26 protein-coding genes and 1 pseudogene are annotated in these 24,021 nt (G+C 70.5%); 11 read left to right on the forward strand and 16 right to left on the reverse strand.

All coding sequences use genetic code 11. The features are described from left to right. Nucleotides 1–24: 24 nt before the first annotated feature. Both N542_RS27895 and N542_RS27900 read right to left on the reverse strand, forming a co-directional pair. Complete coding sequence (locus N542_RS27895) at nt 25–1,167, reverse strand: class I SAM-dependent RNA methyltransferase (RefSeq protein ID WP_028644522.1); 1,143 nt, start codon at nt 1,165–1,167, stop codon at nt 25–27. Continuing rightward, nucleotides 1,164–3,212 (reverse strand): APC family permease, encoded by a 2,049-nt coding sequence (locus N542_RS27900; RefSeq protein WP_231482667.1) that lies wholly within the window; start codon nt 3,210–3,212, stop codon nt 1,164–1,166. Before N542_RS27900 ends, N542_RS27895 begins: the two co-directional genes overlap by 4 nt. A 93-nt stretch (nt 3,213–3,305) precedes the next feature. Here N542_RS27900 and N542_RS0114380 point away from each other — a divergent pair, with 93 nt between their 5' ends. Continuing rightward, the gene (locus N542_RS0114380) at nt 3,306–3,968 is read left to right on the forward strand and encodes a potassium channel family protein (protein ID WP_028644524.1); all 663 of its coding nucleotides are present in this window, start codon (nt 3,306–3,308) and stop codon (nt 3,966–3,968) included. Between the two features lie 7 nt (nt 3,969–3,975). Beyond that, on the forward strand, nt 3,976–4,647 hold the full coding sequence (locus tag N542_RS0114385; protein ID WP_028644525.1) for a potassium channel family protein: 672 nt from the start codon (nt 3,976–3,978) through the stop codon (nt 4,645–4,647). Here the strand turns inward: N542_RS0114385 and N542_RS24955 are convergent. Genes N542_RS24955 through dut form a run of 4 tightly spaced genes read right to left on the reverse strand, consistent with a single transcriptional unit; the run spans nt 4,644 to nt 6,892 of the window. Then, nucleotides 4,644–5,363, reverse strand: coding sequence for a DUF3159 domain-containing protein (locus tag N542_RS24955; RefSeq protein ID WP_036507831.1), 720 nt, complete (start codon nt 5,361–5,363; stop codon nt 4,644–4,646). The two genes, N542_RS0114385 and N542_RS24955, sit on opposite strands and share 4 nt — an antisense overlap. Continuing rightward, complete coding sequence (locus tag N542_RS27565; RefSeq protein ID WP_028644526.1) at nt 5,360–5,722, reverse strand: OB-fold nucleic acid binding domain-containing protein; 363 nt, start codon at nt 5,720–5,722, stop codon at nt 5,360–5,362. Before N542_RS27565 ends, N542_RS24955 begins: the two co-directional genes overlap by 4 nt. Before the next feature lie 4 nt (nt 5,723–5,726). Then, nucleotides 5,727–6,386, reverse strand: a complete 660-nt coding sequence (locus N542_RS0114400) for a DUF3710 domain-containing protein (RefSeq protein WP_028644527.1) — start codon at nt 6,384–6,386, stop codon at nt 5,727–5,729. Nucleotides 6,387–6,430: 44 nt separating this feature from the next. Continuing rightward, nucleotides 6,431–6,892 carry a dUTP diphosphatase gene (gene dut / locus N542_RS0114405; protein WP_051551832.1) on the reverse strand — a complete coding sequence of 154 codons (462 nt, stop codon included), beginning with the start codon at nt 6,890–6,892 and terminating at the stop codon, nt 6,431–6,433. Nucleotides 6,893–6,954: 62 nt separating this feature from the next. Here dut and N542_RS0114410 point away from each other — a divergent pair, with 62 nt between their 5' ends. Both N542_RS0114410 and N542_RS0114415 read left to right on the forward strand, forming a co-directional pair. Further along, complete coding sequence (locus N542_RS0114410) at nt 6,955–7,422, forward strand: DUF3093 domain-containing protein (protein ID WP_028644529.1); 468 nt, start codon at nt 6,955–6,957, stop codon at nt 7,420–7,422. 28 nt (nt 7,423–7,450) lie between these two features. Then, entirely contained in the window at nt 7,451–7,741 is a 291-nt protein-coding gene (locus N542_RS0114415) for a DUF4235 domain-containing protein (protein ID WP_028644530.1), read from the forward strand. A 107-nt stretch (nt 7,742–7,848) separates the two neighbouring features. On the opposite strand, the gene N542_RS0114420 is transcribed toward N542_RS0114415, so the two are convergent. From N542_RS0114420 to N542_RS0114430, 3 genes are all read right to left on the reverse strand, one after another. Further along, complete coding sequence (locus N542_RS0114420; RefSeq protein ID WP_028644531.1) at nt 7,849–8,139, reverse strand: DUF4193 domain-containing protein; 291 nt, start codon at nt 8,137–8,139, stop codon at nt 7,849–7,851. A gap of 168 nt (nt 8,140–8,307) precedes the next feature. Then, nucleotides 8,308–9,108, reverse strand: a complete 801-nt coding sequence (locus N542_RS0114425) for an inositol monophosphatase family protein (RefSeq protein WP_028644532.1) — start codon at nt 9,106–9,108, stop codon at nt 8,308–8,310. Continuing rightward, the gene (locus N542_RS0114430; RefSeq protein ID WP_028644533.1) at nt 9,105–10,208 is read right to left on the reverse strand and encodes a ferrochelatase; all 1,104 of its coding nucleotides are present in this window, start codon (nt 10,206–10,208) and stop codon (nt 9,105–9,107) included. Before N542_RS0114430 ends, N542_RS0114425 begins: the two co-directional genes overlap by 4 nt. A 69-nt stretch (nt 10,209–10,277) precedes the next feature. Here N542_RS0114430 and N542_RS24960 point away from each other — a divergent pair, with 69 nt between their 5' ends. Both N542_RS24960 and N542_RS0114440 read left to right on the forward strand, forming a co-directional pair. Next, nucleotides 10,278–11,456, forward strand: coding sequence for an MFS transporter (locus N542_RS24960; RefSeq protein WP_036507837.1), 1,179 nt, complete (start codon nt 10,278–10,280; stop codon nt 11,454–11,456). A 20-nt stretch (nt 11,457–11,476) separates the two neighbouring features. Next, nucleotides 11,477–12,781 carry a D-arabinono-1,4-lactone oxidase gene (locus N542_RS0114440; RefSeq protein ID WP_028644534.1) on the forward strand — a complete coding sequence of 435 codons (1,305 nt, stop codon included), beginning with the start codon at nt 11,477–11,479 and terminating at the stop codon, nt 12,779–12,781. On the opposite strand, the gene N542_RS0114445 is transcribed toward N542_RS0114440, so the two are convergent. Next, nucleotides 12,782–13,417: a trimeric intracellular cation channel family protein gene (locus N542_RS0114445; RefSeq protein WP_028644535.1), complete on the reverse strand. Its 636-nt coding sequence runs from the start codon at nt 13,415–13,417 to the stop codon at nt 12,782–12,784. A gap of 187 nt (nt 13,418–13,604) precedes the next feature. Here N542_RS0114445 and sepH point away from each other — a divergent pair, with 187 nt between their 5' ends. Next, complete coding sequence (sepH, locus tag N542_RS26720) at nt 13,605–14,552, forward strand: septation protein SepH (RefSeq protein WP_051551787.1); 948 nt, start codon at nt 13,605–13,607, stop codon at nt 14,550–14,552. Nucleotides 14,553–14,574: 22 nt separating this feature from the next. On the opposite strand, the gene N542_RS0114455 is transcribed toward sepH, so the two are convergent. After that, complete coding sequence (locus N542_RS0114455; RefSeq protein WP_036507840.1) at nt 14,575–15,390, reverse strand: sulfurtransferase; 816 nt, start codon at nt 15,388–15,390, stop codon at nt 14,575–14,577. A gap of 48 nt (nt 15,391–15,438) precedes the next feature. On the opposite strand from N542_RS0114455, the gene N542_RS0114460 reads away from it, so the two are divergent. The 3 genes from N542_RS0114460 to N542_RS0114470 all read left to right on the forward strand — a co-directional run bounded on the left by N542_RS0114460 (nt 15,439) and on the right by N542_RS0114470 (nt 18,427). Then, a complete protein-coding gene (locus tag N542_RS0114460; protein ID WP_028644537.1) occupies nt 15,439–16,092 on the forward strand; it encodes a thymidine kinase in 654 nt (217 codons plus the stop codon). 130 nt (nt 16,093–16,222) lie between these two features. After that, nucleotides 16,223–17,173 (forward strand): variant leucine-rich repeat-containing protein, encoded by a 951-nt coding sequence (locus N542_RS27905; RefSeq protein WP_028644538.1) that lies wholly within the window; start codon nt 16,223–16,225, stop codon nt 17,171–17,173. A gap of 39 nt (nt 17,174–17,212) precedes the next feature. Next, nucleotides 17,213–18,427, forward strand: a complete 1,215-nt coding sequence (locus N542_RS0114470) for a hypothetical protein (RefSeq protein ID WP_231482669.1) — start codon at nt 17,213–17,215, stop codon at nt 18,425–18,427. 98 nt (nt 18,428–18,525) lie between these two features. Here the strand turns inward: N542_RS0114470 and N542_RS0114475 are convergent, their stop codons facing one another. Then, nucleotides 18,526–19,350, reverse strand: a complete 825-nt coding sequence (locus tag N542_RS0114475) for a class II glutamine amidotransferase (protein ID WP_028644540.1) — start codon at nt 19,348–19,350, stop codon at nt 18,526–18,528. A gap of 280 nt (nt 19,351–19,630) precedes the next feature. Between N542_RS0114475 and N542_RS28295 the strand changes: the two genes are divergently transcribed. Next, complete coding sequence (locus N542_RS28295; protein ID WP_155993113.1) at nt 19,631–19,864, forward strand: DUF3099 domain-containing protein; 234 nt, start codon at nt 19,631–19,633, stop codon at nt 19,862–19,864. Nucleotides 19,865–19,915: 51 nt separating this feature from the next. Here the strand turns inward: N542_RS28295 and N542_RS28435 are convergent. The 4 genes and pseudogenes from N542_RS28435 to N542_RS0114495 all read right to left on the reverse strand — a co-directional run. Further along, nucleotides 19,916–20,056, reverse strand: a pseudogene (locus N542_RS28435) (GIY-YIG nuclease family protein); the annotation flags it as partial. Between the two features lie 1,677 nt (nt 20,057–21,733). Next, on the reverse strand, nt 21,734–22,000 hold the full coding sequence (locus N542_RS0114485) for a MafI family immunity protein (RefSeq protein WP_028644541.1): 267 nt from the start codon (nt 21,998–22,000) through the stop codon (nt 21,734–21,736). Nucleotides 22,001–22,180: 180 nt separating this feature from the next. Beyond that, nucleotides 22,181–23,110 carry an alpha/beta fold hydrolase gene (locus tag N542_RS0114490; RefSeq protein ID WP_197025962.1) on the reverse strand — a complete coding sequence of 310 codons (930 nt, stop codon included), beginning with the start codon at nt 23,108–23,110 and terminating at the stop codon, nt 22,181–22,183. A gap of 133 nt (nt 23,111–23,243) precedes the next feature. Next, nucleotides 23,244–24,014 carry a hypothetical protein gene (locus N542_RS0114495; protein WP_028644543.1) on the reverse strand — a complete coding sequence of 257 codons (771 nt, stop codon included), beginning with the start codon at nt 24,012–24,014 and terminating at the stop codon, nt 23,244–23,246. Nucleotides 24,015–24,021: the final 7 nt, after the last annotated feature.

The following is a 24,021-nucleotide window of genomic DNA, read 5'->3' on the forward strand; positions in this document are numbered from 1 at the left end:
GGGCCGCGCGCCGCTGAGGGCCGGTCACCCTCGTCGGGTCAGCAGCGCGACGCACTCCACGTGGTGCGTCATCGGGAAGAGGTCGAAGCCGCGCAGCTCCTGCAGCTCGTAGCCCAGGGTCGCGAAGGTCGCGAGGTCGCGGGCCAGGGCCGCGGGGTCGCAGGCGACGTAGGCGACTGCCCGGGGAGCGCGGTCGACGACCTGCTCGACGACGGCGCGGCGGGCGCCCTCGCGCGGCGGGTCGAGCACGACCAGGTCGAAGGGCTGGTCGAACGAGGTGGCGAGCACCTCGTCGACGGAGCCCGCCCGCGCGGTGATGCCCGGGCAATTGCGCCCGGAGAGGTCGGAGGCGGTGCGGTCGCCCTCGATCGCGACCACGCGTCCGCGCTCCCCCACCGCGTCGAGCAGGAACCGGCTGAAGAGCCCGACCCCGGCGTACAGGTCGAGCGCGGTCTCGCCCGGCTGCGGCGCGAGCATGCCGAGCACGGTGTCGACGAGGATGCGAGGCGCCCCCGGGTGCACCTGCCAGAAGCCGTCGCCGGCCACCTGGAACTCGTGCGGCTCCACCGTCTCGACGACGATGCCGGGTGCGGGCTCGCGGGCATCGGTCCGCGCGATCAGGCAGTCGTCGACCAGCACGACCTCGCGTGAGCGGTGCTTGCGCATCCCCAGACCCGACGACGTGTGGACGAAGTGGTGCCGGGTGCGCCAGCGCAGCCCGTCGACGTCACCGGGCACGGCCTCGACCTCGCCCGCCCACGTCAGCCCGGCCAGCCGGGAGAGCTGCTCGCGGACGATGGCGGTCTTGAGCGCGCGCTGGGCCGGCAGCGCCACGTGCTGGAAGTCGCAGCCGCCGCAGCGGTCGGGGCCGGCAAAGACGCACGGCGCGGTGACCCGGTCCGCAGACGCCTCGAGCACCTCCACCGCGTCGCCGCGCCAGAACCGGTCGCCGTCGGTGCCCTCGGTGATCTCCAGGACGACCCGCTCGCCGGGCAGGGCGTGCCGGACGAAGACGACGCGCGCCTCCGGCGGGTCGAGGCGTACGACGCAGTGCCCGCCGTGGGCGACCGGGCCGACGATCGCCTCGAACCGCTCGCCGACGCGGGAGGCGCCTCGGGGCTGCTTGGCCCGCGGACGGTGCGAGCCGCGACGCTGGGGCCGGCTCACGGCTGGATCTGGCGATCGTTGTCGGAGCGGGTCTGGACGTTGCCCATCCGCAGCTCGGAGGGCCGCACCCAGGCGCCCTCGCGCTCCTCGCGCTCGCGGGCGAGCTCGGAGGACCGCAGCTGGTAGGGCACCGAGGTGACCATCACGCCGGGGGCGAAGAGCAGGCGACCCTTGAGGCGGAGCGCCGTCTGGTTGTGCAGCAGCTGCTCCCACCAGCGCCCGACGACGTACTCGGGGATGAAGACCGACACGACGCCGCGCGGGTTGGCCTTGCGGATCTCCATGGCGTACTCGACGATCGGCCGGACCAGCTCGCGGTACGGCGAGTGCAGCACCTTGAGCGGCACGTCGATGTTGCGCTCGTCCCACTCCTCGAGGAGCCGGTTGGTGGTGTCGGCGTCGACCGAGACGTAGACGCCCTCGAGCACGTTGGGGCGGGTCGCCTTCGCGAAGGCCAGCGCCCGCAGGGTCGGCTTGTGCAGCTTGGAGACCAGGACGATGGCGTGCACCCGCGTCGGGAGCACCTTGTCGTCCTCGTCGGCGGCGAGCTCGTCGTTGACGTTGCTGTAGTGACGGTGGATGCCGCGCATCAGCAGGTAGAAGACGATCATCGCGACGATCGTGATCCACGCTCCGGCGAAGAACTTGGTGATCAGCACGATGACCAGCACGACGGCGGTGAAGCTGAGGCCGACCGTGTTGATGACCCGGGAGCGGTACATCCGGCGGCGCTCGCCCAGGTCCCGCTCGGTCTTCAGGTGGCGGGTCCAGTGCCGGATCATGCCGAGCTGGCTGAGGTTGAAGGAGACGAAGACGCCGACGATGTAGAGCTGGATCAGGCGGGTCGGCTCGGCGTTGAACACCTGGATCAGGATGATCGCCATGACCGCGAGGAAGAGGATGCCGTTGCTGTAGGCGAGCCGGTCGCCGCGCGAGTTGAGCGCTCGTGGCGCGTAGCCGTCGCGGGCCAGGATCGAGCCGAGCACCGGGAAGCCGTTGAAGGCGGTGTTGGCGGCGAGCACCAGGATCACGCCGGTGACGGTGACGACGAAGTAGAAGCCCGGCGAGAAGTCGGCGAAGATCGCCTGGGCGATCTGCGAGATCGCGGTGTGCTGGTCGTAGTCGGCCGGCACGGGCTGCCCGTCGATGGTGAGCCGGTCCAGGTCGTTGGGGTCGACCAGCTTGAGCCCCATCTGCTTCGCCAGCACGATGACGCTGAGCATCATCGAGATCGCGATCATGCCGAGCAGCAGCAGCGTGGTGGCGGCGTTCTTGCTCTTCGGGCGACGGAAGGCGGGCACGCCGTTCGAGATCGCCTCGACCCCGGTCAGCGCCGCACAGCCGGACGAGAAGGCCCGGGCCAGCAGGAAGATCAGCGCGAACGTCGTCATCTGGTCGCCGTACCCGGGTGCCGGCATCAGGTCGAGCTCGGCGCTCTTCACCTGTGGCAGCGTCCCGGCGGCGAGCTCGAAGATCCCGTAGGCGCACATGCCGAGGATCGCGACCATGAAGGCGTACGTCGGGATCGCGAAGAAGGTCCCCGACTCGCGGATCCCGCGCAGGTTGAGCGCCGCCAGGACGACCACGAGCAGCGTCGCGAACGTCGCCTCGTGCCCGTTGAGCGGCGAGATCGCGGACGCGGCGTACTGGGCGCCGGAGGAGATCGACACGGCGACCGTCAGGACGTAGTCGACGAGCAGGGCGCTGCCGACGACCGTGCCGGCCTTCGACCCCAGGTTGACCGTCGCGACCTCGTAGTCGCCCCCGCCGCTGGGGTAGGCATGCACGGTCTGGCGGTAGGACGCGACGACCGCGGTCATCACGATGGCGACGGCGATGCCGATCTTCCAGGACCACACGTACGCCGACGCGCCGGCCAGCGACAGCATGATGAAGACCTCGTCCGGGGCGTAGGCCACCGACGACAGCGCGTCGCTCGCGAACACCGGGAGCGCGATCCGCTTGGACAGCAGCGTCTCCCCCAGCTGCGAGCTGCGCAGCTTGCGGCCGAGCAGCACGCGCTTCGACACGTCCCCGATGCTCACAGCGGGCAAGGCTAGACCCACCGGCTGACCCCGGGCGCATCCGCGGAGCGAGTCGTGCCGACGGGTCCGAGCAGACCTAGTAGCGTCTGCCCCGTGCATGTCGTGATCATGGGTTGCGGGCGGGTCGGCTCCACGCTGGCCCGCAGCCTCGAGGACCGCAACCACACCGTGTCGATCATCGACTCCGAGCCGGACGCGTTCCGACGCCTGGGGCCCGGGTTCAACGGCGACAAGGTGACCGGTCAGGGGTTCGACCAAGAGGTCCTGGAGAAGGCCGGCATCCGCCGCGCGGACGCCTTCGCCGCCGTCTCGAGCGGTGACAACTCCAACATCATCGCGGCCCGGGTGGCCCGGGAGACCTTCGGGATCCAGCAGGTCGTCGCCCGGATCTACGACCCGGGTCGCGCCGAGGTCTACCAGCGACTCGGCATCACCACGGTCGCCACGGTCAAGTGGACGGCCGACCAGGTGCTGCGCCGGATCCTCCCGGCCGGTGCCGAGCCGGACTTCCGCGACCCGTCGGGCACCATCCGGGTCGACCAGATCCCGGCACCCGAGTCGTGGATCGGTCACCGCACCGTGGACTTCCAGGCGCAGTCGCGGAGCCGGATCGCCTGGATCGACCGGCTCGGCGAGGGCATGCTGCCGAGCCGCGAGAGCGTGATCCAGGAGGGCGACGTGCTGCACGTCGCCATGCGCGAGGAGCACGCAGCCGGGGCCTACCAGGTCATCGAAGCCGGCCCGGACGAGAGCTGAGGACGTCATGCGAGTCGCCATCGCCGGAGCCGGTGCTGTCGGGCGCTCCATCGCCCGCGAGCTGATCCACAACGGGCACCAGGTGCTCCTGATCGACAAGAACTCGGACTCCATCAAGCCCGAGCGCGTGCCCGACGCCGAGTGGCTGCTGGCCGACTCCTGCGAGCTGTCCTCGCTCGAGGAGGCCGAGCTCGACCGGTGCGACGTGGTGATCGCGGCGACCGGTGACGACAAGGTCAACCTGGTGACGTCGCTGCTCGCCAAGACGGAGTTCGGCGTGCCGCGCACCGTGGGGCGGGTCAACCACCCCAACAACGAGTGGCTCTTCACCGAGGCCTGGGGCGTCGACGTCAACGTCTCGACCCCGCGGATCATGTCGGCGCTGGTCGAGGAGGCCGTCACCGTCGGCGACCTGGTGCGGCTCTTCACCTTCCGCCAGGGCAACGCCAACCTGGTCGAGATGACCCTGCCGGCGGACTCGCCGTACGTGGGGAAGCCCGCGGGGCTGATCCCGTTCCCGGAGAACTGCGCCCTGGTCACCATCCTGCGCGACGGCCAGGTCTACGTGCCCAACGACGAGCAGCCGGTCGAGGCGGGCGACGAGCTGCTGTTCGTGGTGCCGTCCGACGTCGAGGAGAACCTCGAGCGCCTGCTCGCCCCCTCCGCCCACGGGGGCTAGGCGGGCTCGGCCTCCGCCGACTCCAGCGGGGTGTGGTTGCGCGAGAGCACCCACACCATCGCGGCGAGGGCGGCCAGCTGCAGCGGCCAGCCCATGGCGATCTTCAGGATGCCGAGGGCGGCGACGGCCGAGTCGGCCTCGATGCTCCCGGACTTGCCGGCGAGCCAGATCGGGGTCTGCACCACGACCCGGATCAGGCACGGCACGGTCAGCAGCCAGGTCAGCAGCGTGCAGAGCCGGACGATCTGCTTGTCCCGGTGCCACGCGGTCGCGTCGCCGGTCACGCTGCCGACCATGAAGCCGACCAGTGGCCAGCCGACCAGGCAGGTCGCCGCTAGCAGCACGGAGTAGCCGGCGTTGTAGATGATGCCGGGCAGGAAGTACGCCAGCGCCTGGTCGTCGGAGCTGCCGCCACGGCTCGCCGAGATCTGCACGAAGAGCGCGCCGATGCCGATGCCGAAGAGCGCGTTCAGGACGAACTGCACGCTCGAGCGCTGCACCAGGCGCAGCACGAGCAGGAGCAGCGCCGAGGCGATGCTCACGGTGAGCGCCACGCGGAGGTCCTTGGTCGTCAGCCACAGGACGGTGAAGACGAGCGTCGGGACGGCCGCCTCGAACATGCCGCGGCGGCCACCGAGCGCCTTCGACATCTGCGCGCGCACCACCGCCTCGACGGTCTCGACGCCGTCGTGCGTCTCGGTCGGCCGCTCCGTCACGGGATCAGCTCGTAGCGCGGGTTGTAGAGGATCCGCTCGCCGTCGTGCTGGCCGATCCGGCCCTGCACCGAGAGGGACCGACCGGGTGCGATCCCGGTGATCCGACGACGGCCCAGCCAGACGATCGTGATCGAGCCGGTGCCGTCGGAGAGCTCGGCCTCCAGGGCCGGCACGCCACCACGCGGTCGCAGCGTCACGGTGCGCAGGGTGCCGCGGAGCCGGACCCGCTCCCGGTCGGGAGCCGAGCCGATCTGCTCGAAGCCCCCGTCGCGGTGGGTACGACGCAGGTCACGCTCGTCCTGGTCGCCCGAGCTGGCCCACCGACTGATCGTGCGCCGCAGCCGGGTCTTCTCGCCCATGCGCCTAGCGCTCTCGGCGGACGAGCTGGTCGCTCGGGGGCAGCGTCAGCTGCAGCTCGGCGCCCACGGGCATGGCCCCGGCACCGCGGCGTACGACGGTCTGGGCGATCGCCTCGTCCCACGGGCCCACGTAGTCGGGCTCCACGGCCGCCCGGCCGAGCAAGGTGGCGCGCAGCAGCCAGCGGGCGCCGTTGATGCCGACGACGCGGGCGGGCTGGTTGAGGGTGCGCCCGTCCTCGCCGCGCACGGTGAGCTGGCAGACCAGCTCGGTCCCGTAGCGACCCTCGCGCTCGGAGGCGGTGCCTCCGCGCTGGGCGTACTCGGCGGCGATCTTGGGCCGGATCTCGTCCCAGAGGTTGCCGCCGCGAGGTGCCGCGAAGGCGCGCAGCTCGACGGCACCCTCGGTGCCGCCCAGCACGACGGACTGCACCTGGTCGGTCTCCTCCTCCACCTGGAGCTCGATGTCGAGCCCCTCGATGTTGGGCAGCAGCAGCGCCCCGAGGTCGATCCGGTCGACGCCGGCGTCGAGACCACCCGGGACGTCGTCCACGTCGTAGGGCCCCGCAGGCACCGCCTCGGCGGTCCCGGTCGACTCGTCGCCCTCGGGCCCGTCCTGGACGGCGGGCCCGTCAGCGGGCTCGGCGGACTTGCGACGGAACTTCACGGCAACTCACTCTCGATGATCATGTTGGGTGGGACTCGCCCGGGTCAGGGCCGTCCGAAGCCTCCGGTAGAACCGTAACCCCCGGCCCCCCGCACCGACGCGGGCAGTGTCCCGACGTCGACGAACTCGGCGCGCTCGAAGCGCTGGATCACCAGCTGGGCGATCCGGTCGCCCCGGCGCAGCTCGATCGGCTCGCGCGGGTCGTGGTTGATCAGCAGCACCTTGATCTCGCCGCGGTAGCCCGCGTCCACGGTGCCCGGCGTGTTCACGATCGACAGCCCGTGCCGCGCCGCCAGACCGGAGCGTGGGTGCACCAGCGCGACGAACCCGTCGGGCAGCGCGATCGCGACGCCGGTCGGCACCATCGCCCGCTCCCCCGGGGCCAGCGTCACGTCGACGGTCGTGACCAGGTCCGCGCCGGCGTCGCCGGGATGCGCGTACGACGGCAGCGGCAGCTCCGGGTCGAGGCGCTGGACGAGCACCTCGAGCGGCGCGGCGGAGGTGATGTCGTTCACGTCGCCGGACCCTACCGGCCGGGCGCCGCGGCCCCAATGACAGGATTCCGCCTGTGAGTGCCGGCCCGACGTACAGCGAGCGCCTCGGCGTGCCGCTGCGCTGGTGGGTGCAGGGGACCATGCTCGTCGCCACGCTGTGGCTGGCGGTCGTCGTGGCACTGCCCCCGGCGGTCGCGTGGATCATCACCGCGATCGCGATGGCGCTGCTCTGCACCGGTCTGTGGGCGTACGGCGCCGCGCGGATCGGGGTCGACGCCGAGACGTTCCGCGCCGGCCGGGCGCACATCGCCGCCGAGCACGTCGGCGCCGCGACGCCGCTCGATCCGGACGAGACCCGCCGGGTCGCGGGCCGGGACGCCGACGCGCGGGCCTACCTGCTGCTGCGCCCCTACCTCAAGCGCGCGGTCCGGGTGGAGATCGCCGACCCGGCCGACCCGGCGCCGTACTGGCTGGTCTCGACCCGGCACCCGGACGAGCTGGTCACCGCTCTCGCCGCGCTGACCACGGCCACCGGGACGTAGGACCGGCCCGGCTGGGTACCCTTCGGCCATGGCTGATGGTGGATCGAAGGCATTCGGCGCGTTCTCCGTCGCGTCCGCGCTGGTGGCGGCTGCGGTCGCGAAGAAGACGATCGACAAGACCTGGACGGTGGCGACCGGCAAGAACCCGCCGGAGAACCCCGCGGACCCCGACGTCGAGATCTGGGAGGCGGTCTCCTGGGCCGTCGTGAGCGGCATGGCCGTGGGGCTCGCGCGGATGCTCGCGCAGCGCCGGGCGACGTCGTACTACGTCCGCTCGACCGGGCACCTGCCCGGCCAGCTCCAGGCGGACGGGCAGTAGCCCCGGCACAGCAAAGGCCGCAACCCGAGGGGTTGCGGCCTCTTCTGTGTCGTCCGGGTGGTGCTGCTCGCTCCGGCTGGGCGCCGGCTCGAGCAGCCCCGGTGCTCTCAGGAGCAGTCGAAGCAGATCATCTTCTTGGCATCGGCCAGCTGGCTGCGGTGGTGCAGCAGGAAGCAGCTCATGCAGGTGAACTCGTCCTCCTGCTTGGGCTTCACCTCGATCGCCAGCTCCTCGTGGGAGAGGTCCGCGCCGGGCAGCTCGAAGGACTCGGCCGCCTCGGCCTCGTCCTCGTCGACCTTGCCGGAGTTCTTGTCGTGGCGCCGCGCCTTGAGCTCTTCGATGCTCTCCTCGGACTGGTCTTCCTCGGTCTTGCGCGGTGCGTCGTAGTCAGTCGCCATTCGTCACTCCACTCTGCGAGGCGCCTGGGCGGTACGCCTCGTGCATCTTCATCTCTCGTCGTCTGCTCAGCCGCCAGATCATGCACCCTCGACGTTGCAGAAGGCACCCCTGTACGGCGTTGCGGAGCGTGAACATCAGGTGCCCTGGTGCTATTCCTCCGAAACGGGTCAGAAGCCGACAGTCCTGACGAGCGCCATCAGCTCGTCGAACCCGTGGGCCGGCCCGCAGACCATGAGGTCCAGTCCCCCGACCCCGCCGATCAGCTCGGTGCGGGCTCCCGCGATCCGCGCGATCAGGCCGGCCGCGGCGTGGTCCCAGAGGTTGACGCCCTCCTCGACGTAGCCGTCGAGCCGGCCCTCGGCCACGAAGCACAGGTCGAGGGCGCACGAGCCGAGCCGGCGTACGTCGCGCACCAGCGGCAGCAGCCGGGTCACCGCCTGCGCCTGGAGCACGCGGACCTCGCGGTCGTAGGAAAAGCCGGTGCCGATCAGGCGCTGCGCCATCGGCGCCGGGCCGCGCACCGAGATCGGTGCGCCGTCGCGGGTGGCGGTGTCGGGCTCGGCGCCGTCGGCGAGGTGGCCGACGTACTCCGTGCGCCCCTGGACGTCGACGACGACGCCGGCCACGACCACTCCGTCGACCTCGGCGGCGATCGAGACGGCGTACTGCGGGATGCCGTAGAGGAAGTTCACGGTCCCGTCGATCGGGTCGACGATCCAGCGCACGCCGCTGGTGCTGGCGACGTCGGCGCCCTCCTCGCCCAGGAAGCCGTCCTCGGGTCGGGCGGCGCGGAGGTGGGCGCGGATCAGCGCCTCGCTGGCCCGGTCGGCCTCGGTGACCACGTCGACGTCGCTGGACTTCGTCGCGGCCACGGTGACCTCGCCGCGGGCCCGCTCGCGCACCAGCTCGGCGGCCGAGCGGGCGGCCGCGAGGGCGAGGTCGGCGAGCTCGCGGTGCGACCCGCTCACGAGTCGAGCTGCGAGAGCGCCGGGCGCTCCGCGCGCGGGTTGGGGCAGCAGTGGGCGGCGCACCGGTCCCAGCACGCCGGCCAGCTGCCGACCGCGGCGCGCACCACCTCCTCGCCGCGCTCGACCGCGGCCCGCTCCAGGAGCAGGTCGCGCACCGCGGCGACGAACCGCGGGTCGATCCCGGCCGTGGCCGCGCGCGCGGCGGGCAGGCCGAGTCGCTCGGCCGTGGCCAGCGCCTCGGTGTCGAGGTCGTAGATGACCTCCATGTGGTCGGACACGAAGCCGATGGGCACCATCACCACCGCGGGCGCGCCCTGCTCGTGCAGCTGCTCCAGGTGGTCGTTGATGTCGGGCTCGAGCCACGGGATGTGCGGAGCGCCGGAGCGCGAGCAGTAGACCAGCTCGTGGGCGTGGGTGCGCCCCGTCTCCTGCCTGATCCGGTCGACGACCTCGGCCATCACGCTGCGGTGCTGCTCGGCGTACGCCCCGCCCTGGGGGCCGCTGCCGGCGTTCATGCTCTCCGGGATCGAGTGGGTCACGAAGGCCAGGTGCGCGTCGGCGCGGACGGCGTCGGGCAGCTCGGCCAGCGCGGCCAGGGTCGCGTCGACGGAGGGCTCCACGAAGCCCGGGTGGTTGAAGTAGAGCCGCAGCTTGTCCAGGACCGGCGCGCCGTCGCTCTGCCCCTCCGGGAGGGCGTCGATGGCGTCGAAGAGGTTCTCGCGGTACTGCCGGCACGAGGAGTACGACGAGTAGGCGCTGGTCACGAAGCAGGCGGCGCGGGTGATCCCGTCGGTCGCCATCTGGCGCAGCGTGTCGGTCAGGTAGGGGTCCCAGTTGCGGTTGCCCCAGTAGACGGGCAGGTCGATCCCGGCGCCGGCCAGGTCGGCCCGCATCGCGGCGATGAACTCCCGGTTCTGGTCGTTGATCGGCGAGCGGCCGCCGAACCCGTAGTAGTGCTGCCCGACCTCCTCGAGCCGCTCGCGCGGGATGCCGCGACCCCGGGTCACGTTCTCCAGGAAGGGGACGACGTCCTCGGGCTTCTCCGGACCGCCGAAGGACACCAGGAGGACGGCGTCGTACGGGCTGGTGTCGAGGGTCATGGCGCCATCCTAGGAAGGGGCTCGCAATGATTCGTCGGCGGCCGACGGCCACCGCTAGCGTCCTGGCTGATGCTCACGTCGTACCGCCGGATCCTCGCGAGGCCCGGCACCCTCCGATTCTCGATGACCGGCCTGGTCGCCCGACTGCCGATCTCGATGATCGGCCTGGGCATCGTGCTGCTCGTCTCGGCCGCCACCGGCTCGTACGGCGTGGCCGGGGCGATCTCGGCGGCGTACATGGTCGCCAACGCCGGGTTCGCGATCCTCCAGGGGCGGCTGCTCGACCAGCTCGGCCAGGGTCGGGTGCTCGCCGTCGCCAGCGTCGGCTTCGGCGTGGCGATCTCGCTGCTGGTCGTGTCGGTCCAGGAGGACTGGCCGGTCGTGTGGACCTACCTCCTCGCCGCGGTCGGCGGCGCGTTCCTGCCCCAGGTCGGCTCGTCGGTCCGGGCCCGCTGGTCCCACGTGCTCGACCGGCCGGCCGACGTGCAGACGGCCTTCGCCCTCGAGGCGGTGCTCGACGAGGCCGTCTTCATCATCGGCCCGATCCTGGTGGCCTTCCTCGCGACCGCGTGGGACCCCGTGGCCGGGATCGTCGCCGCTGCGGTCGCCTGCGTCGGTGGCACGCTCGCGTACGCCGCGCAGCGCTCGACCGCTCCGCCCCCGCATCCGCGGACCCGGGCCTCGGCGGCCCAGCCGCCGATGCCGTGGCGCTCGGTGATCCCGCTCGCGGTGGTCTGCGCGGCGCTGGGGGTGCTCTTCGGCGCCGCCGAGGTCACCACGGTGGCGTTCGCCGACGAGCAGGGCCACAAGGCGGTGTCCGGCGCGCTGCTCGCGCTCTGGGCCGCCGGCAGCCTGTCCGCCGGGGTGATCACCGGCGCGATCCACTGGCGCCGCGGCCCCTCCTTCCGGGTCCGCTGGGGCTCCCTCGCGATGGCCGGCGCGATGGTGCCGCTCGCCTTCATCGGCTCGCTGCCGCTGATGGGTCTCGTGCTCTTCGTGGCCGGCTTCGCGATCGCCCCGACGATGATCGCCACGATGTCGTTGACCGACGCCGTCGTGCCCGCGGGCCGCCTCACCGAGGGGATGGCGATCATGCAGACCGGCCTGGTCGCGGGGGTGGCGCCCGGCGCGACGCTCAGCGGCCTGGTCGTGGACCACCAGGGCGCCTCGCCGGCGTACCTGGTCTCGGTCGCCGCGGGCCTGGTGGCCGCCCTGGCCGCGCAGGCCCTGCCGCGCGGCCGGTCGTAGTACCGCACTACGATCCCCGCGTGAGCGAGTGGACCAACTGGTCGGGCCTGGAGTCGTCGCGACCGACGCGCGTGGAGGAGCCAACGGACACCGCCGCGATCGTGGCGGCCGTCGAGCGCGCGCGCACCGAGCGGACGACCGTGAAGATGGTCGGCACCGGGCACAGCTTCACCGCGATCTCCGCCCCCGAGCACACCCTGCTCCGACCCACCCGCCTCGGCGGCATCCTCTCGGTCGACCGGGAGGCGATGACGGTCACCGCGCTGGCCGGCACCCAGCTGAAGGTGCTCAACGCGGGCCTCGCGGCCCTCGGCCTGAGCCTGCACAACATGGGCGACATCGACGAGCAGACCCTGGCCGGCGCGACCTCGACCGGCACCCACGGCACCGGCGGGACCTGGGCGTCGCTCTCCGCGCAGATCGCCGGCCTCGAGCTGGTGACCGGCACCGGCGAGGTCGTCCGCGCGACGGCCACCGAGAACCCCGACGTCCTCGAGCACGCCCGGCTCGGCCTGGGCGCCCTCGGCGTGCTGACGACGATCACCTTCCGGGTCGAGCCGCTCTTCGTGCTCGAGGCCACCGAGACCCCCATGAGCTGGGACGAGGCGCTGGACGGGTTCGACCAGCGCGTCGCCGAGCACCACCACGTCGACACCTACTGGTTCCCGCACACCGACCGGCTGATGACGAAGACCAACGACAGGCTCGACATCGGCGTCGACGAGGCCGAGCCGCTGTCGGCGCTCAGCGGCTGGTGGGAGGACGAGTTCCTCTCCAACACGCTCTTCGGTGCGCTCAACCACGTGACCAACCGGTTCCCCGGCACCATCCGGCGGTTCAACCAGGTCTCCAGCCGGCTGCTGTCGGCGCGGACCTACAGCGATGCCGCCCACAAGGTCTTCGTGTCACCGCGGACCGTGGTCTTCCGGGAGATGGAGTACGCCGTCCCGCGCGAGGCCGGGCTCACCGCGCTGCGCGAGGCGCGCGCCGCCATCGAGGCCTCGTCGCTCAACATCACCTTCCCGGTGGAGATCAGGGTGACCCCGGCCGACGACATCCCGATGTCGACCTCGAACGGTCGGGAGTCGATGTACCTCGCCTTCCACACGCACCGCGACGCCGACCACCTCGCGTACTTCGCCCTCCTGGAGCCGATCATGCGGGCCCACGGCGGCCGCCCGCACTGGGGCAAGGTGCACACCCGGACGGCGGCCGACCTGGCGCCGGCGTACCCCCGCTTCGAGGAGTTCCTCGCCCTGCGCGACCGGCTCGACCCCGACCGGGTCTTCGCCAACCCCTACCTGCGGCGCGTCCTCGGCGACTAGCTACACGCTCGCCGGACCGGTCGGCACCGGCGCCTGCCAGTGCCGCCAGATCGCGAGCAGACGCCACACGACGCACAGGCCGCCGCCCAGCAGGGCGATCGTCCAGTAGCTCAGGTCGGTGTGCGCCAGCGCGACCACGACGGCCGATCCCGCCAGCGCGGGCGTCGCGTAGAGCTCGCCGCGGAAGACCGCCGGCACCCGTCCGGCGAGCAGGTCGCGCAGCATGCCGCCGCCGATCGCGGTCACCATCCCCATCAGCGCCGCCGGCGCCAGGCCCAGGCCGTAGTCGAGAGCCTTGAGCGACCCGGTGACGCAGAAGAGCCCCAGACCGAACGCGTCGAGCACGGTGACCGAGCGCTCCATGCGCCCCAGCGCCGGGTGGTAGACGAAGCAGAGGGTGCCGGCGAGCAGCGGCACCAGCAGGTAGCGCCAGTCCTGCAGCGCCGCGGGCGGCGTCGCGTCGATCAGCACGTCGCGCAGGAAGCCGCCGCCGAGGCCCGTCGTACCCGCCAGGACCAGGACGCCGAAGACGTCGAGCCCCTTGCGCACGGCGACCAGGGCGCCGGAGATCGCGAAGACGAAGATGCCGGCCAGGTCGAGGACGATCTGGGTGGTGGAGGGGTCGGTGGTGGCCACCTCCGGACGGTAGTACGCCGGGCGGTGCGGACGCAGGCTGGTGCGGATGTGACTGGAGTGACCGGGAGGCGCGCGGCAGGGCTGCGCGGACGACGGCCTCCGCTGGCGTAGGCTCGGCCCACCGATGACCGCACCGATCCAGCAGCAGACGCACCGGTCCGAACCAGGAACGGGAGTTCGACCTGCCATGGCGTACCTCAGGCTCGTCGGTGTGAGCGAGGACGGCACGCAGCTGCACCTGGTCGACGAGGAGGGTGCCGAGCACGTGCTCGCCGTGGACGACCGTCTGCGGGCGGCCGTGCTCCCGAGCGCCCCCCAGCCAGCACCGGTCAGCCGAGGAATGGAGAAGAAGATGGAGAGCACCCTCCGCCCTCGAGACATCCAGGCCCGGATCCGCTCCGGCGAGTCGCCCGAGGCGGTCGCCCAGGCGGCCCAGACCTCGGTCGACAAGATCATGGTCTTCGCGGCACCCGTGCTGGCCGAGCGCGAGCACGTGGCCGACCGCGCCCAGCGCTCCTCGGTCCGCCGCAGCGACGCCTCGCCGACCGGCGGTGCCCGCACCCTGGGCGACGCCGTCGCCTCCCACCTGCGCTCCCACAACGTCGACCCGCAGTCGGTCGAGTGGGACGCGTGGCGTCGCGAGGACGGCCGCTGGTCGCTGGTCGCCGCCTACGAGACCGGCGACCGCTCCGGCACCGCCGAGCTGACCTTCGACGCGCCGGGCAACTACGTCACCCTCGACAACGAGGACGCCCGCTGGCTCGTGGGCGAGCTGATCCCCGCGGTCGACGCACCGGTCCGGACCGACGACCTCCAGGCGGCGCGCGAGCGCCGTCTCAGCCCGGCCGACGAGCCGGCGTACGCCGACGTGGAGCTGCCCCTCGGCGAGTCGCTGGGCGACGACGCCATCGACCTGGTCGCGGAGCAGCCGATCGAAGCCTTCCTCGACACCGAGGCGCCGACCGACGAGCGCGTCGCCGAGCAGGCCTCCGAGCTCCGCGAGGAGGCCGCCGACGCGGCGGCCGAGGAGCCCGAGCCGGAGGTGCGCCGCCCGGCCAAGAAGCGCGGACGCGCCTCGGTCCCGAGCTGGGACGAGATCATGTTCGGTGGCTCGAACGGCCCGGACCGCGCCTGAGACCGTGGCCGGCAGGCGTCGGTCAGGACGAGCCCGGGTCGACCGGCCGGCTGGGATCGGTGATCCAGCCCGACCAGCTGCCCGGGTAGAGCGCCGCCCGGATCCCGGCGACCTCGAGCGCGAGCACGTCGTGCGCAGCGGTCACTCCTGAGCCGCAGTAGACGGCCACGTCCTCGGACCCGTCGACCCCCGCGGCGGCGTACAGCGCCCGCAGCTCGCCGGCGGAGCGGAAGCGGCCGTCGGCCGCCAGGTTGGTCGAGGTCGGCACGTTGACCGCTCCGGGGATGTGCCCGGCGACCGGGTCGACCGGCTCGGTCTCCCCGCGGTAGCGCTCGGGGGCGCGGGCGTCCACCAGCACCGGCACGCCGAGCACGTCCTCCGCCTCGACGACGGGCATCTGGCCGGGCCGGGCGGTGAAGTCCCCGCGTCCCGGCAGCACCGTCCCGGTGTGCACCGCTCCCCCGGCCGCGAGCCAGCCCGCCCAGGCACCGTCGAGCAAGCGCACGTCCGGGTGCCCGTGGTGGCGCAGCAGCCACCAGGCGCGGCCGGCCGCGAGGCCCGACCAGTCGTCGTAGACGACCACCGGGCGATCGTCGCGCACGCCGACCCTGCGCATCGCCGCCTGGAAGTCCGCGACCGCCGGCAGCGGGTGCCGGCCACCGGCGCCCGCTGGCGCGGCGAGGTCGGTGTCGAGGTCGACGTACGACGCCCGCGGGATGTGTCCGCGCTCGTACTCGCCCCGACCGCCGGGGCCACCCATCCGGTAGCGCACGTCGAGGACCGTCACCTCCCCGATCCGCTCGTGGAGCTCGGAGGCAGAGATCAACGGTGTCGCCATGCGCCCATGATGCAGGCCGACGGCCGGTCCATGAAAGGATCCCGACCCGTGGCTGAACTGCATTTCTTCACCGGCACCATGGACTCGGGCAAGAGCACGCTGGCCCTCCAGACCAACCACAACCACGCCGCGCGTGGACGAGTGGGCCGGATCTTCACCACCCACGACCGGGCCGGTGCCGCCCAGCTCTCGAGTCGTCTGGGGCTGACCCACGACGCGCTCGAGGTCGACCCGGAGTTCGACTTCTGGCGGTACGTCGTCACCGCGCTCACCCAGGGCGGTCGCGTCGACTACCTGATCTGCGACGAGGCCCAGTTCTACACCCGCTCGCAGATCGACCAGCTGGCCAAGATCTGCGACGAGCTCCAGATCGACGTCTTCGCGTTCGGCATCCTGACCGACTTCCGCACCCAGCTCTTCGAGGGCAGCTCCCGGCTGATCGAGCTCGCCGACCGGGTCAACGTGTTGCAGGTCGAGGCGCTGTGCTGGTGCGGCAAGCGGGCAACCCACAACGCGCGCACCGAGGACGGGATCATGGTCACCGAGGGCGAGGTGATCGTCGTCGGCGACGTGGAGGAGCGCGGCGGGCCGCCGGCCGAGGTCGCCTACGAGGTGCTCTGCCGCCAGCACCACCGCCGCAACCTGACCGCGGCCCGCGCCAAGGCCGTCTCCCTCGCCCCGGAGCCGCTACCCTTCGGCTGACGTACGGGCTCCGTCGATCGCGAGCCGCACACCGGGTTGGGACTCGACCGGGTGGGGCATGTAGTGCCCGCCGACGAGGTGCGGCCGATCCTCGAGCGACCGTTGGTCTACCCCAGAGAGTGAGCGACAGATGGCAGGCGACGACCTCCTCCGCGAGGCGCAGGACCCCTCCACCGGACCGACGAGGTTGGCGCAGATCGCCCAGACCGACCGGTCGACGTGGCGCGCCGTGGCCGCGCACCCACAGGCGTACGACGGCCTGCTGGCCTGGCTCGACGAGCACGGTGACGACGAGGTCCGGTCCGCGATCGCGGCGCGGGCCGCGGCCGTCCCGCCTCCTCCGCCGCCGCCGCCGCCGAGCGTCGCCACGCCCCCGCCTCCCCCGCCGCCTCCGGCCCAGACCCAGCCCCTCGCCGTCGTCCCCGCGGGCCCGCCGTCGGGACCACCCTCCGGCCCGCCCTCGGGTCCGCCGTCGCACGGTCCGTACGGCGGCCCGCCGTACGGTCAGCCGCCGGCAGGTGCACCGACCGGGCAGCCGGCACGCAGCTCCTCGCGGACGGTGGCGATCGTCGCGGTCGTCGCGGTCCTGCTGCTCGCGGCCATCGGAGTCGGCGGCTACTTCGGCGTCACCGCGCTCACCGACGACGACGACACCTCGACGGCCAGTGCGACCACCTCCTCGGAGTCCCCGGACTCCTCGGGTGACGCCGACTCCGCCAGCCCGTCGGCACCGGAGTCCTCGCAGGACGGCGACGGTGGTGGCGACGCGTCCGCCACCTTCTGCTCGACGCTGAAGGACCAGCAGGACGCGAGCCTGGAGCTGCTCTCCTCGCCGGGGACCGACCCGGACCTCGACAAGCTGCAGGGCCAGCTGGCCGACAGCGCCCGGGTCTACGGCGAGCTGGCCGACGATGCACCCGAGGAGATCAGCGCCGACCTGCGCACGATCGCGGACTACTACCGGACCCTCCAGGAGGTCTCCGGCGGATCGGGTGACCCGTCGGACTTCTCCTCCCAGATCCAGCCGTTCGCCGAGGCCTCCCAGCGGTTGACGGCGTACTACTACCAGAACTGCAGCTGACCTTCCGCTCACCATCGGATGGCCCTAGGGTCTGTGACCGTGCTCACATCTCGGATCGCCGCGGTCATGTCGTGCCTCGCCGTCGGGTTCGGGGGGCTCCTCGCGGTCGCCCCACCCGCGAGCGCGGACGGGCCGGGGGCGGGCACCCCGTGGGTGGTGACGCTCGGCGACTCCTACATCAGCGGCGAGGCCGGCCGCTGGGCCGGGAGCAGCAACGCCTCGTCGTCGCGGGCGGACGCGCTCGGGAGCACGGCGTACTTCGACAACGCCGCCGGGACCGGCGAGACCATCCCCCGCTGCCACCGCAGCAGGTCGGCCGAGGCCTACGTCGGGGGCGGGGTCAACGGGCTCAACCTGGCCTGCTCGGGCGCGACCACCACCACCAGCAACGGCGCCAACTTCAAGCCCGGCCTGGACTTCTACGACGACGGTGCCGGCCACCTCGGCCAGGCCAAGCAGCTGCAGCAGTTCGCGAGCAGCCATCGGGTCGGGATGGTGACGGTCTCGATCGGCGGCAACGACTTCAAGTTCGCCGACGTCGTGCAGTCCTGCGTCGTCGACTTCCTGACGTCGCCGACCTGGTTCAAGGACTACTGCTACGACGACAGCTCGGTGAAGGCCAACTTCACTGCCGCCAACGTGGCGAGCGTGCGGGCGCGGATCTCCACCGCCCTGCGCAACGTCTCGACCGCGATGCGCAGTGCCGGGTACTCCGACGCGGAGTGGACCCTGCTGGTGCAGACCTACCCCAGCCCGATCCCGCGCGGCTCCGGCATCCGCTACTCCGAGAGCGGCTACAGCCGGCAGAGCACCGGCGGCTGCGGCTTCTGGAACCGTGACGCCGACTGGGCCAACGACACGGCCCTCCCGGCGATCAACGCTGCGGTCACCGGTGCCGCCGCCGACTCCGGGCTCCCCAACGTGCGCACCCTCGACCTGTCCGCCGCCTTCAACGGCCGTCGGCTCTGCGAGAGCACGGTCGGTCTTTACGAGGAGAAGGGCATCGCCAGCTGGCAGACGCCCGGGGCCGTGGACCGCACGGAGTGGGTCAACCAGATCCGCACGGTCTCCACATGCTGCGGCTCGGCCAGCCCCTACTACATCCAGGAGTCGCTGCACCCGAACTACTGGGCCCAGCTCGCCACGCGCAGCTGCGTGCGGCAGGCGTGGAACGCCGGCAGCCCGCGAAGCGGTGCCTGTCGCATCGCCGGCGCGGGCCTGGTCAACGGTGAGCCGGTGATGAGCCTCAGCTGAGCGGCTCAGTGTGCTGGATCTGGTTGATGTCGTCACCGAGATCGTGGCCCCCCGCCATGCGGGCCATCTTCAGGGAGATGTGGCTCGCGCGTCAGGTCCTACGCCGGCTGGAAGGGGCGTAGGTCCTGAGAGCCTCCGTGGAGGGTCACGCAGGTGGCCTCCGGGATCTCGAGCCATGCGCCACGTAGGTCACCCAACGGCTCGGACACCACGATCCGGGTCTCATCCGACAATCCGTGCAACACAGGGTTGTCGGGGTGCTGGTCGCGAAGGGCGGAGACGTCGGCGCTGTGGAACAAGGAACGCGAGCGTCCTTCGCTGGAGTAGCGGAACGCCCAGATAGTCGTGCCGTCGGTGGTTGCCACCGTCATCTGCACCGGGAAGGCCACTCCGTGCCGTCGCGCTGTCTCCTCGATGAGGCCGACGGCACGAGCGACGGCTGTCGGGGGATCCTTCCTCAGGCCGAAGGTCAGGGCCAGGAAGAAGAACAGCTCTGAGTCGGTCGAGCCCTCGATCGATGGGAAGAGCTCGGGATCGACCGCCAACATGAGGTCACGCTTCAACAGAGCGAAGCCGTCGAGATAGCCGTTGTGCATCCACAACCAGCGGCCGTGGCGGAACGGATGGCAGTTCGTCTGCTGCACCGGTGACCCGATGGAGGCTCGGATGTGCGCGAAGACAAGTGGTGAGGCGATGTGTGCCGCGAGCTCGCGCAGGTTGCGGTCGTTCCAGGCCGGTTCTGCGCTGCGGAACACACCTGGGTCTCCCGCGCCTCCGTACCAGCTCACGCCGAAACCATCCCCGTTGGTCGCCTCGGCGCCTAGCCGGGAGTGCAGGCTCTGCACTATCAGCGAGTTCTGCGGCTTGTACAGCAGCTCCTCGAGGATCACGGGCGAGCCCGAATAGGCGAGCCAGCGGCACATGACGAACCTCCCTTAGTTTCGGCGGCCGGTCGCGCAGGAGCTCCTCCGCGGCTTGCCGTCGCAATTCAGGATGGACCTCGCACCCGCACAGCGGCTCATCCACGCCGGGTGAAGTTCGCGAACGAGTCTGCTGCACGAACGGGACCAGACGGGAGGCTGCGGCACCTACCGGTGTCAGCGGACCTAGCCCACTCCGCCGCGAGCCGGACGCAACGATTCTCTGATGGTCGAGCTGGTTGCGGCACCGCACGCCCAGCGGCCAGCGTGGCAATGTGGGGCGATGAGAGGACCCCACCGCGTCACAGATGGACGGGTGCACAGGCCGCAGAGCGAGCGGCTACGCCGGCGTAAGCAGTGGTACTTCGCGCTCATGGGCGTTTGTCTGGTGCTGATCCTGCTCGCCTGGAACCTGGTCCGGTTGTGGTCTACCACGGCAGCAGTGGCCATGTCGGTCGTCGCTGCCGTGCTTCCACCGATAGCCGTGGTCATCGCCAATTGGGGCGAGGACCGGTGACTACGGAGCTGCCGTCTGCACCAACTTGCCTGATTCCACCGAGATGGGGAGCTACTTGGCCAGGACCGGGAGGCTCCGCGCGAGTGACCGCTGCTCGGCGCGAATCGCGCTCAGCTCATCCCGGAACTTCGACTGGCTGTTCTGATCGAGGTTCAGGGGAAGAAAGACCCTTTGGATCAGGTCGTGCTCGAGGAGCCATGGAGCTGGGTCTCAACCCAGCAGACCTTCGCGTGGCTATCCATCCAATCGGACAGGTCGCTTCGCCCGAACCTGCCAGTGTCACCCGACGCTAAGGCCAACCGCGATCCCCGGAGATCCCGTGCTTGCCGCTGGTCATGCGATCCGAAAGCGCGTTGATCCGGAGCCCTGGCTGCACCCGGTCGCCGCGACCGACCGGCGCCGGCCGCAAGGCTGTAGTGCGAAAGCCGGCGCGGTCCGCGCATGACGGATCAGCCACGCTGGTCGGCGAGTCAGCAATCCCGCTGGAGCAGTTCTTCGAACGCCTCGACGTACGCCTCTGCCGCGGCCGAAGCGCCGCCCCCTGGGTGTACGCATGCTCAACAAGCGCTAACGCTCCCTCAGGGTCGGTGCGGTACCCAAGACATAGGTCGTCCTTCTCCGCAGTAGATCGCGACTCCCACACCGACGAGGCCGCCAGTCTGGCGACAGTCGCGAAATCGGGCGGTGGGTCGGGCGGCGGATCCTCGTCGGCTAACCCACGGGCACCGAACATGACTCCCGTGATGCCTGCGAGCGCTAAGCGAAGAAACCTTCTAGCCTTCATGAATTACCACTCACTGCCGCGTCGGGCATTTTGGCGACCTTGGCCGCACCTTGAAGCGGCGTCGAGCAATCAAAAGGCTTGTGCTCGCAACAACGCATACGTGCCTAGAGTTGGGCAGTCTTAAGTTTGTCTCGCCGCGTCCGAAGGATGCGCCCTTCTCAACAGGAAACTTGCTTGTGAGTCGTACCGTCGCGAGTACTTCTGCCCCGCCAACGGAACCGCAGGTGGGGTGATTCCGCCGCTACAGAGCTAGGCGTCGCACCGCCTTTGCCGCAGCGGACGATTCGCTCCCGTGCACCTCTCGAACATGGGCGCCACAAATGGGTATCCCATGTAGCGATGTCGTAGCCGGAGCGATCGCCTTAACGCCGTTGAGGACCTCGCACACCGCGCAACGCGGGATCCAGGACTCAGCCATCTGGCCCCCTTAGACCATCCGCACTGATTTGCACCATGACACGGCCTCGATGCCCGCGCTGGGGGCCCATCTTCGCGAGTTCCCCGAAATTGGGTCCGGAGTAGCGCAGTCATCAGCGCTAGCCGGCCCGACCCTGTCGCGGTCCGCGCCCAAGTGCATCCCTTCGCCGCAGGTCCGCGCCACCTGAACCGCACTCATCGCGCTGATGAGCGGATGCGTCTCGGCCTGGGTAGCCGTCGATGTCCGCCGGAGTCGGAGGCGCGCTCGCTGGTCCGACGGAACGGCGCCAGTGGCGCGTGTCGTTTGGCACGATGCCCGACGTGGATGCGGTGAGTTCTGACCCCTCCGCAATCCGTTGATCAAGTGGGAGCCTTCGGCACCGGACGATCTGACTCCAACTGAAACGACGAGCGTGAAGCCGTTGATGGAAGACATCGATCGCATGGCCGGCTTCACCGTTCCCGCCGAAGGGCTGGGTCTGCGACCGACTCCCACGTTTGGGACGATCTCGCCGACACTCCTTTGGGAGGTCCGCAGACGAATCCGACCCTTCAACCCGACAACGGTAGAAGCTGGGCACGGGCAGCTCGACGATCAAGCCGCATCCGCCGATCCGAGCACTCAGGTGCGTCTTACCGCCGCGTATCGGTGACATGGAAACGCACGCTCAGCCGATGAGCGGGCGGGTGACCTCACCTTTCGGGCAGAACCGAAGAGCGTCGGGGACGCGGTCGCCCATCTGCATGCGATCCACGAGAGCGAGGATGTCAACCCGCTCGTCGCTGGCGAGCGGCTGCTCGTCCTCGCTCAAGACGTCGGCCATCTGTTCGAGGTCGAGTCCCAGTTCGTTGGCGTCGATGAACTCGGCGATCAGCGTGATGTCCTTGCCCGGCAGCCTGTTGTCTAAGCGGATGAGAAGACCGTGCAGGAGCACGGCGACCTCCTCTTAGCAGGCGCGGTCCACGCCGGGATCGTGTCACACGAAGCACCCCCTCATGCCGCCGAGAGTGCGCAGAACTGCTGATGCGCTTGCGGGTCCTGCCGTCGAGCCGGGCGGACTCGCGTGCACCCCTCGGATCTGAAGTTGCTATGCGCCGCGGCCGGGTACCCGTGTTCAACGTTCGGTGAGCTCGTGAATCGCATTGACGAGCTGTGGCCACAATGCTCGCGGTCGGTCGTGGCCCATGTCCTCGATCAGCACAAGCCTCGCACCGGGCACTAGCTCCGCTGTTCGCTCTCCGCCGCTCGGGTCGATCAGGGTGTCGTCGAGGCCGTGGATGACGAGCGTCGGCACCTCGAGGGCCCGAAGAGCGTCGGCCCGCGAACCGTCGAGGATCATCGCGGCCAGTTGCCGCGGGACGCCGGCCGGGTAGTAGGAGCGGTCATAGCTGGCTGCGGCCAGCGCCCGCAGCGTTGCCGGGTCACCGTACTTGTGCGAAGCCCAAGCAAGCTCTCGTTCGGCGGCGGCGACGTAGCCTGCGCGGTCGGCAGGCCTCGGGGAGAAGAGGACCTGTTGTGCCTCTGGGGTGGACTGGCCGTACCCCGGCTCTCCGGTCGTGGACATCATCGAGGTCAATGACAAGACCTGGTCGGGAAATTCGGTCGCCATCTTCTGCGCGATCATGCCGCCCATCGAGGAACCCACCACGTGCGCACGGTCGATGCCGAGCTCCTGCAGCAGGGCGACCCCGTCACTGGCCATGTCACGCAGTGTGTACGGCGACATCGCCTGTGCGCTGTCGAAGTCGCCGGACGTCACGGCACCGATGAGGTCCATCAGGTCGACCGGGTCATCGTCGTACTTAGCGGAGAGACCGCAGTCGCGGTTGTCGTAGCGGATAACGTAACGACCACGACCCGCCAGCAGGCGGCAGAACTCGGCGTCCCAGCCAAGAAGCTGGGTACCGAACCCCATGATCAGGAGGATGGCCGGGTCGGCCGGGTCTCCGAATGTGTCGTACTCGATGACGATGCCGTTGCTGGTATCCACATGCACCGCATCACCCTCCCAGCCGTCTCCATTCAAGGCGAATGACTTCTGCACGAAGCACACGGATCTGGCGCAGGGCACGCGTTCCGGCAAGTGCGTCCATCCACCGCGGATGCCGGGCAACCTACGCGGTGCCCCGTCAGCGAAGACCAGACCGAATCATGGCCGCACGGGCGGCACACCTTCGCTACGTCCCCCGCGGGCCGTCGGGGCGACCGTCAACACTCCAGGCGAGGTAGGGAGGCCACGGCCCGGCGCCAGCACTTCCCACATAGTCGTGACCCGCTGCCAGTTCGGCTGCCAGCTTATGAGTGCGCTCCAGCGAGGCTTCTACCTTGAATGTCTGGTCATTGCTGAAGGCCTTAAATCCCAGCGAAAAGTCTCCGTCGGTCTGGAACTTGTACTCGACCTCCTGCGTCACAGGCTCCGGTGACTCCTTCAACAGCGATTCAATGAGGGGAACCTTGAGCCCGGTCGGCTCCCACTCGTGTGGGCTGTCCACGCCGATCTTGTTGACGGTCAGGTTCTCCTTGCCGAGTTGCACCTCGTAGCTGACCTGCTCCTCGTGGTCGTCGAAGTAGGTGGTCACCTCGGCGACGTCGACCTGAAGAGGGAGGAAGAGCCGACTGCGCTCGCCCGGCCCGGCGCTCACCTCCTGTGTCCACGAGACCGTCGCCTTCTGTCCCAAGGACGCACCGTTGCCGAAGAACTTCAAAGTCAGGCTCCACCCCGCCGCCACCGAGGTCGACCGCGTCAACGTGGTCTTGCAGCCCTCGACATTGGGTGCAGTAAGTACGAACAGCGGGATGCGCAGCGTCACTTGTTGAACGTCGCCGTACTCCTTGCGGACAGCCTTCTCTGCCGACAAGGCCCTGCCGTCGTGTCGCAAGTCATCCGGCTCGTCGGTGAGTGTCACGACAGCGTCGATCAGCTTCGCGTCGGCAAGCGAGTCGGTCATCCGGCCT

The organism is Nocardioides sp. URHA0020, from assembly GCF_000620705.1.
Lineage (GTDB): Bacteria > Actinomycetota > Actinomycetes > Propionibacteriales > Nocardioidaceae > Nocardioides.

Excerpts from the sequence above, each read along its gene's own strand:
- N542_RS0114385 (WP_028644525.1), top strand. The coding sequence starts at position 3,976 with ATGCGAGTCGCCATCGCCGGAGCCGGTGCTGTCGGGCGCTCCATCGCC.
- N542_RS27565 (WP_028644526.1), bottom strand. The coding sequence starts at position 5,722 with ATGGGCGAGAAGACCCGGCTGCGGCGCACGATCAGTCGGTGGGCCAGC.
- N542_RS0114415 (WP_028644530.1), top strand. The coding sequence starts at position 7,451 with ATGGCTGATGGTGGATCGAAGGCATTCGGCGCGTTCTCCGTCGCGTCC.
- N542_RS0114420 (WP_028644531.1), bottom strand. The coding sequence starts at position 8,139 with ATGGCGACTGACTACGACGCACCGCGCAAGACCGAGGAAGACCAGTCC.
- N542_RS0114430 (WP_028644533.1), bottom strand. The coding sequence starts at position 10,208 with ATGACCCTCGACACCAGCCCGTACGACGCCGTCCTCCTGGTGTCCTTC.
- N542_RS24960 (WP_036507837.1), top strand. The coding sequence starts at position 10,278 with ATGCTCACGTCGTACCGCCGGATCCTCGCGAGGCCCGGCACCCTCCGA.
- sepH (WP_051551787.1), top strand. The coding sequence starts at position 13,605 with ATGGCGTACCTCAGGCTCGTCGGTGTGAGCGAGGACGGCACGCAGCTG.
- N542_RS0114455 (WP_036507840.1), bottom strand. The coding sequence starts at position 15,390 with ATGGCGACACCGTTGATCTCTGCCTCCGAGCTCCACGAGCGGATCGGG.
- N542_RS27905 (WP_028644538.1), top strand. The coding sequence starts at position 16,223 with ATGGCAGGCGACGACCTCCTCCGCGAGGCGCAGGACCCCTCCACCGGA.
- N542_RS0114475 (WP_028644540.1), bottom strand. The coding sequence starts at position 19,350 with ATGTGCCGCTGGCTCGCCTATTCGGGCTCGCCCGTGATCCTCGAGGAG.
- N542_RS28295 (WP_155993113.1), top strand. The coding sequence starts at position 19,631 with ATGAGAGGACCCCACCGCGTCACAGATGGACGGGTGCACAGGCCGCAG.
- N542_RS0114495 (WP_028644543.1), bottom strand. The coding sequence starts at position 24,014 with ATGACCGACTCGCTTGCCGACGCGAAGCTGATCGACGCTGTCGTGACA.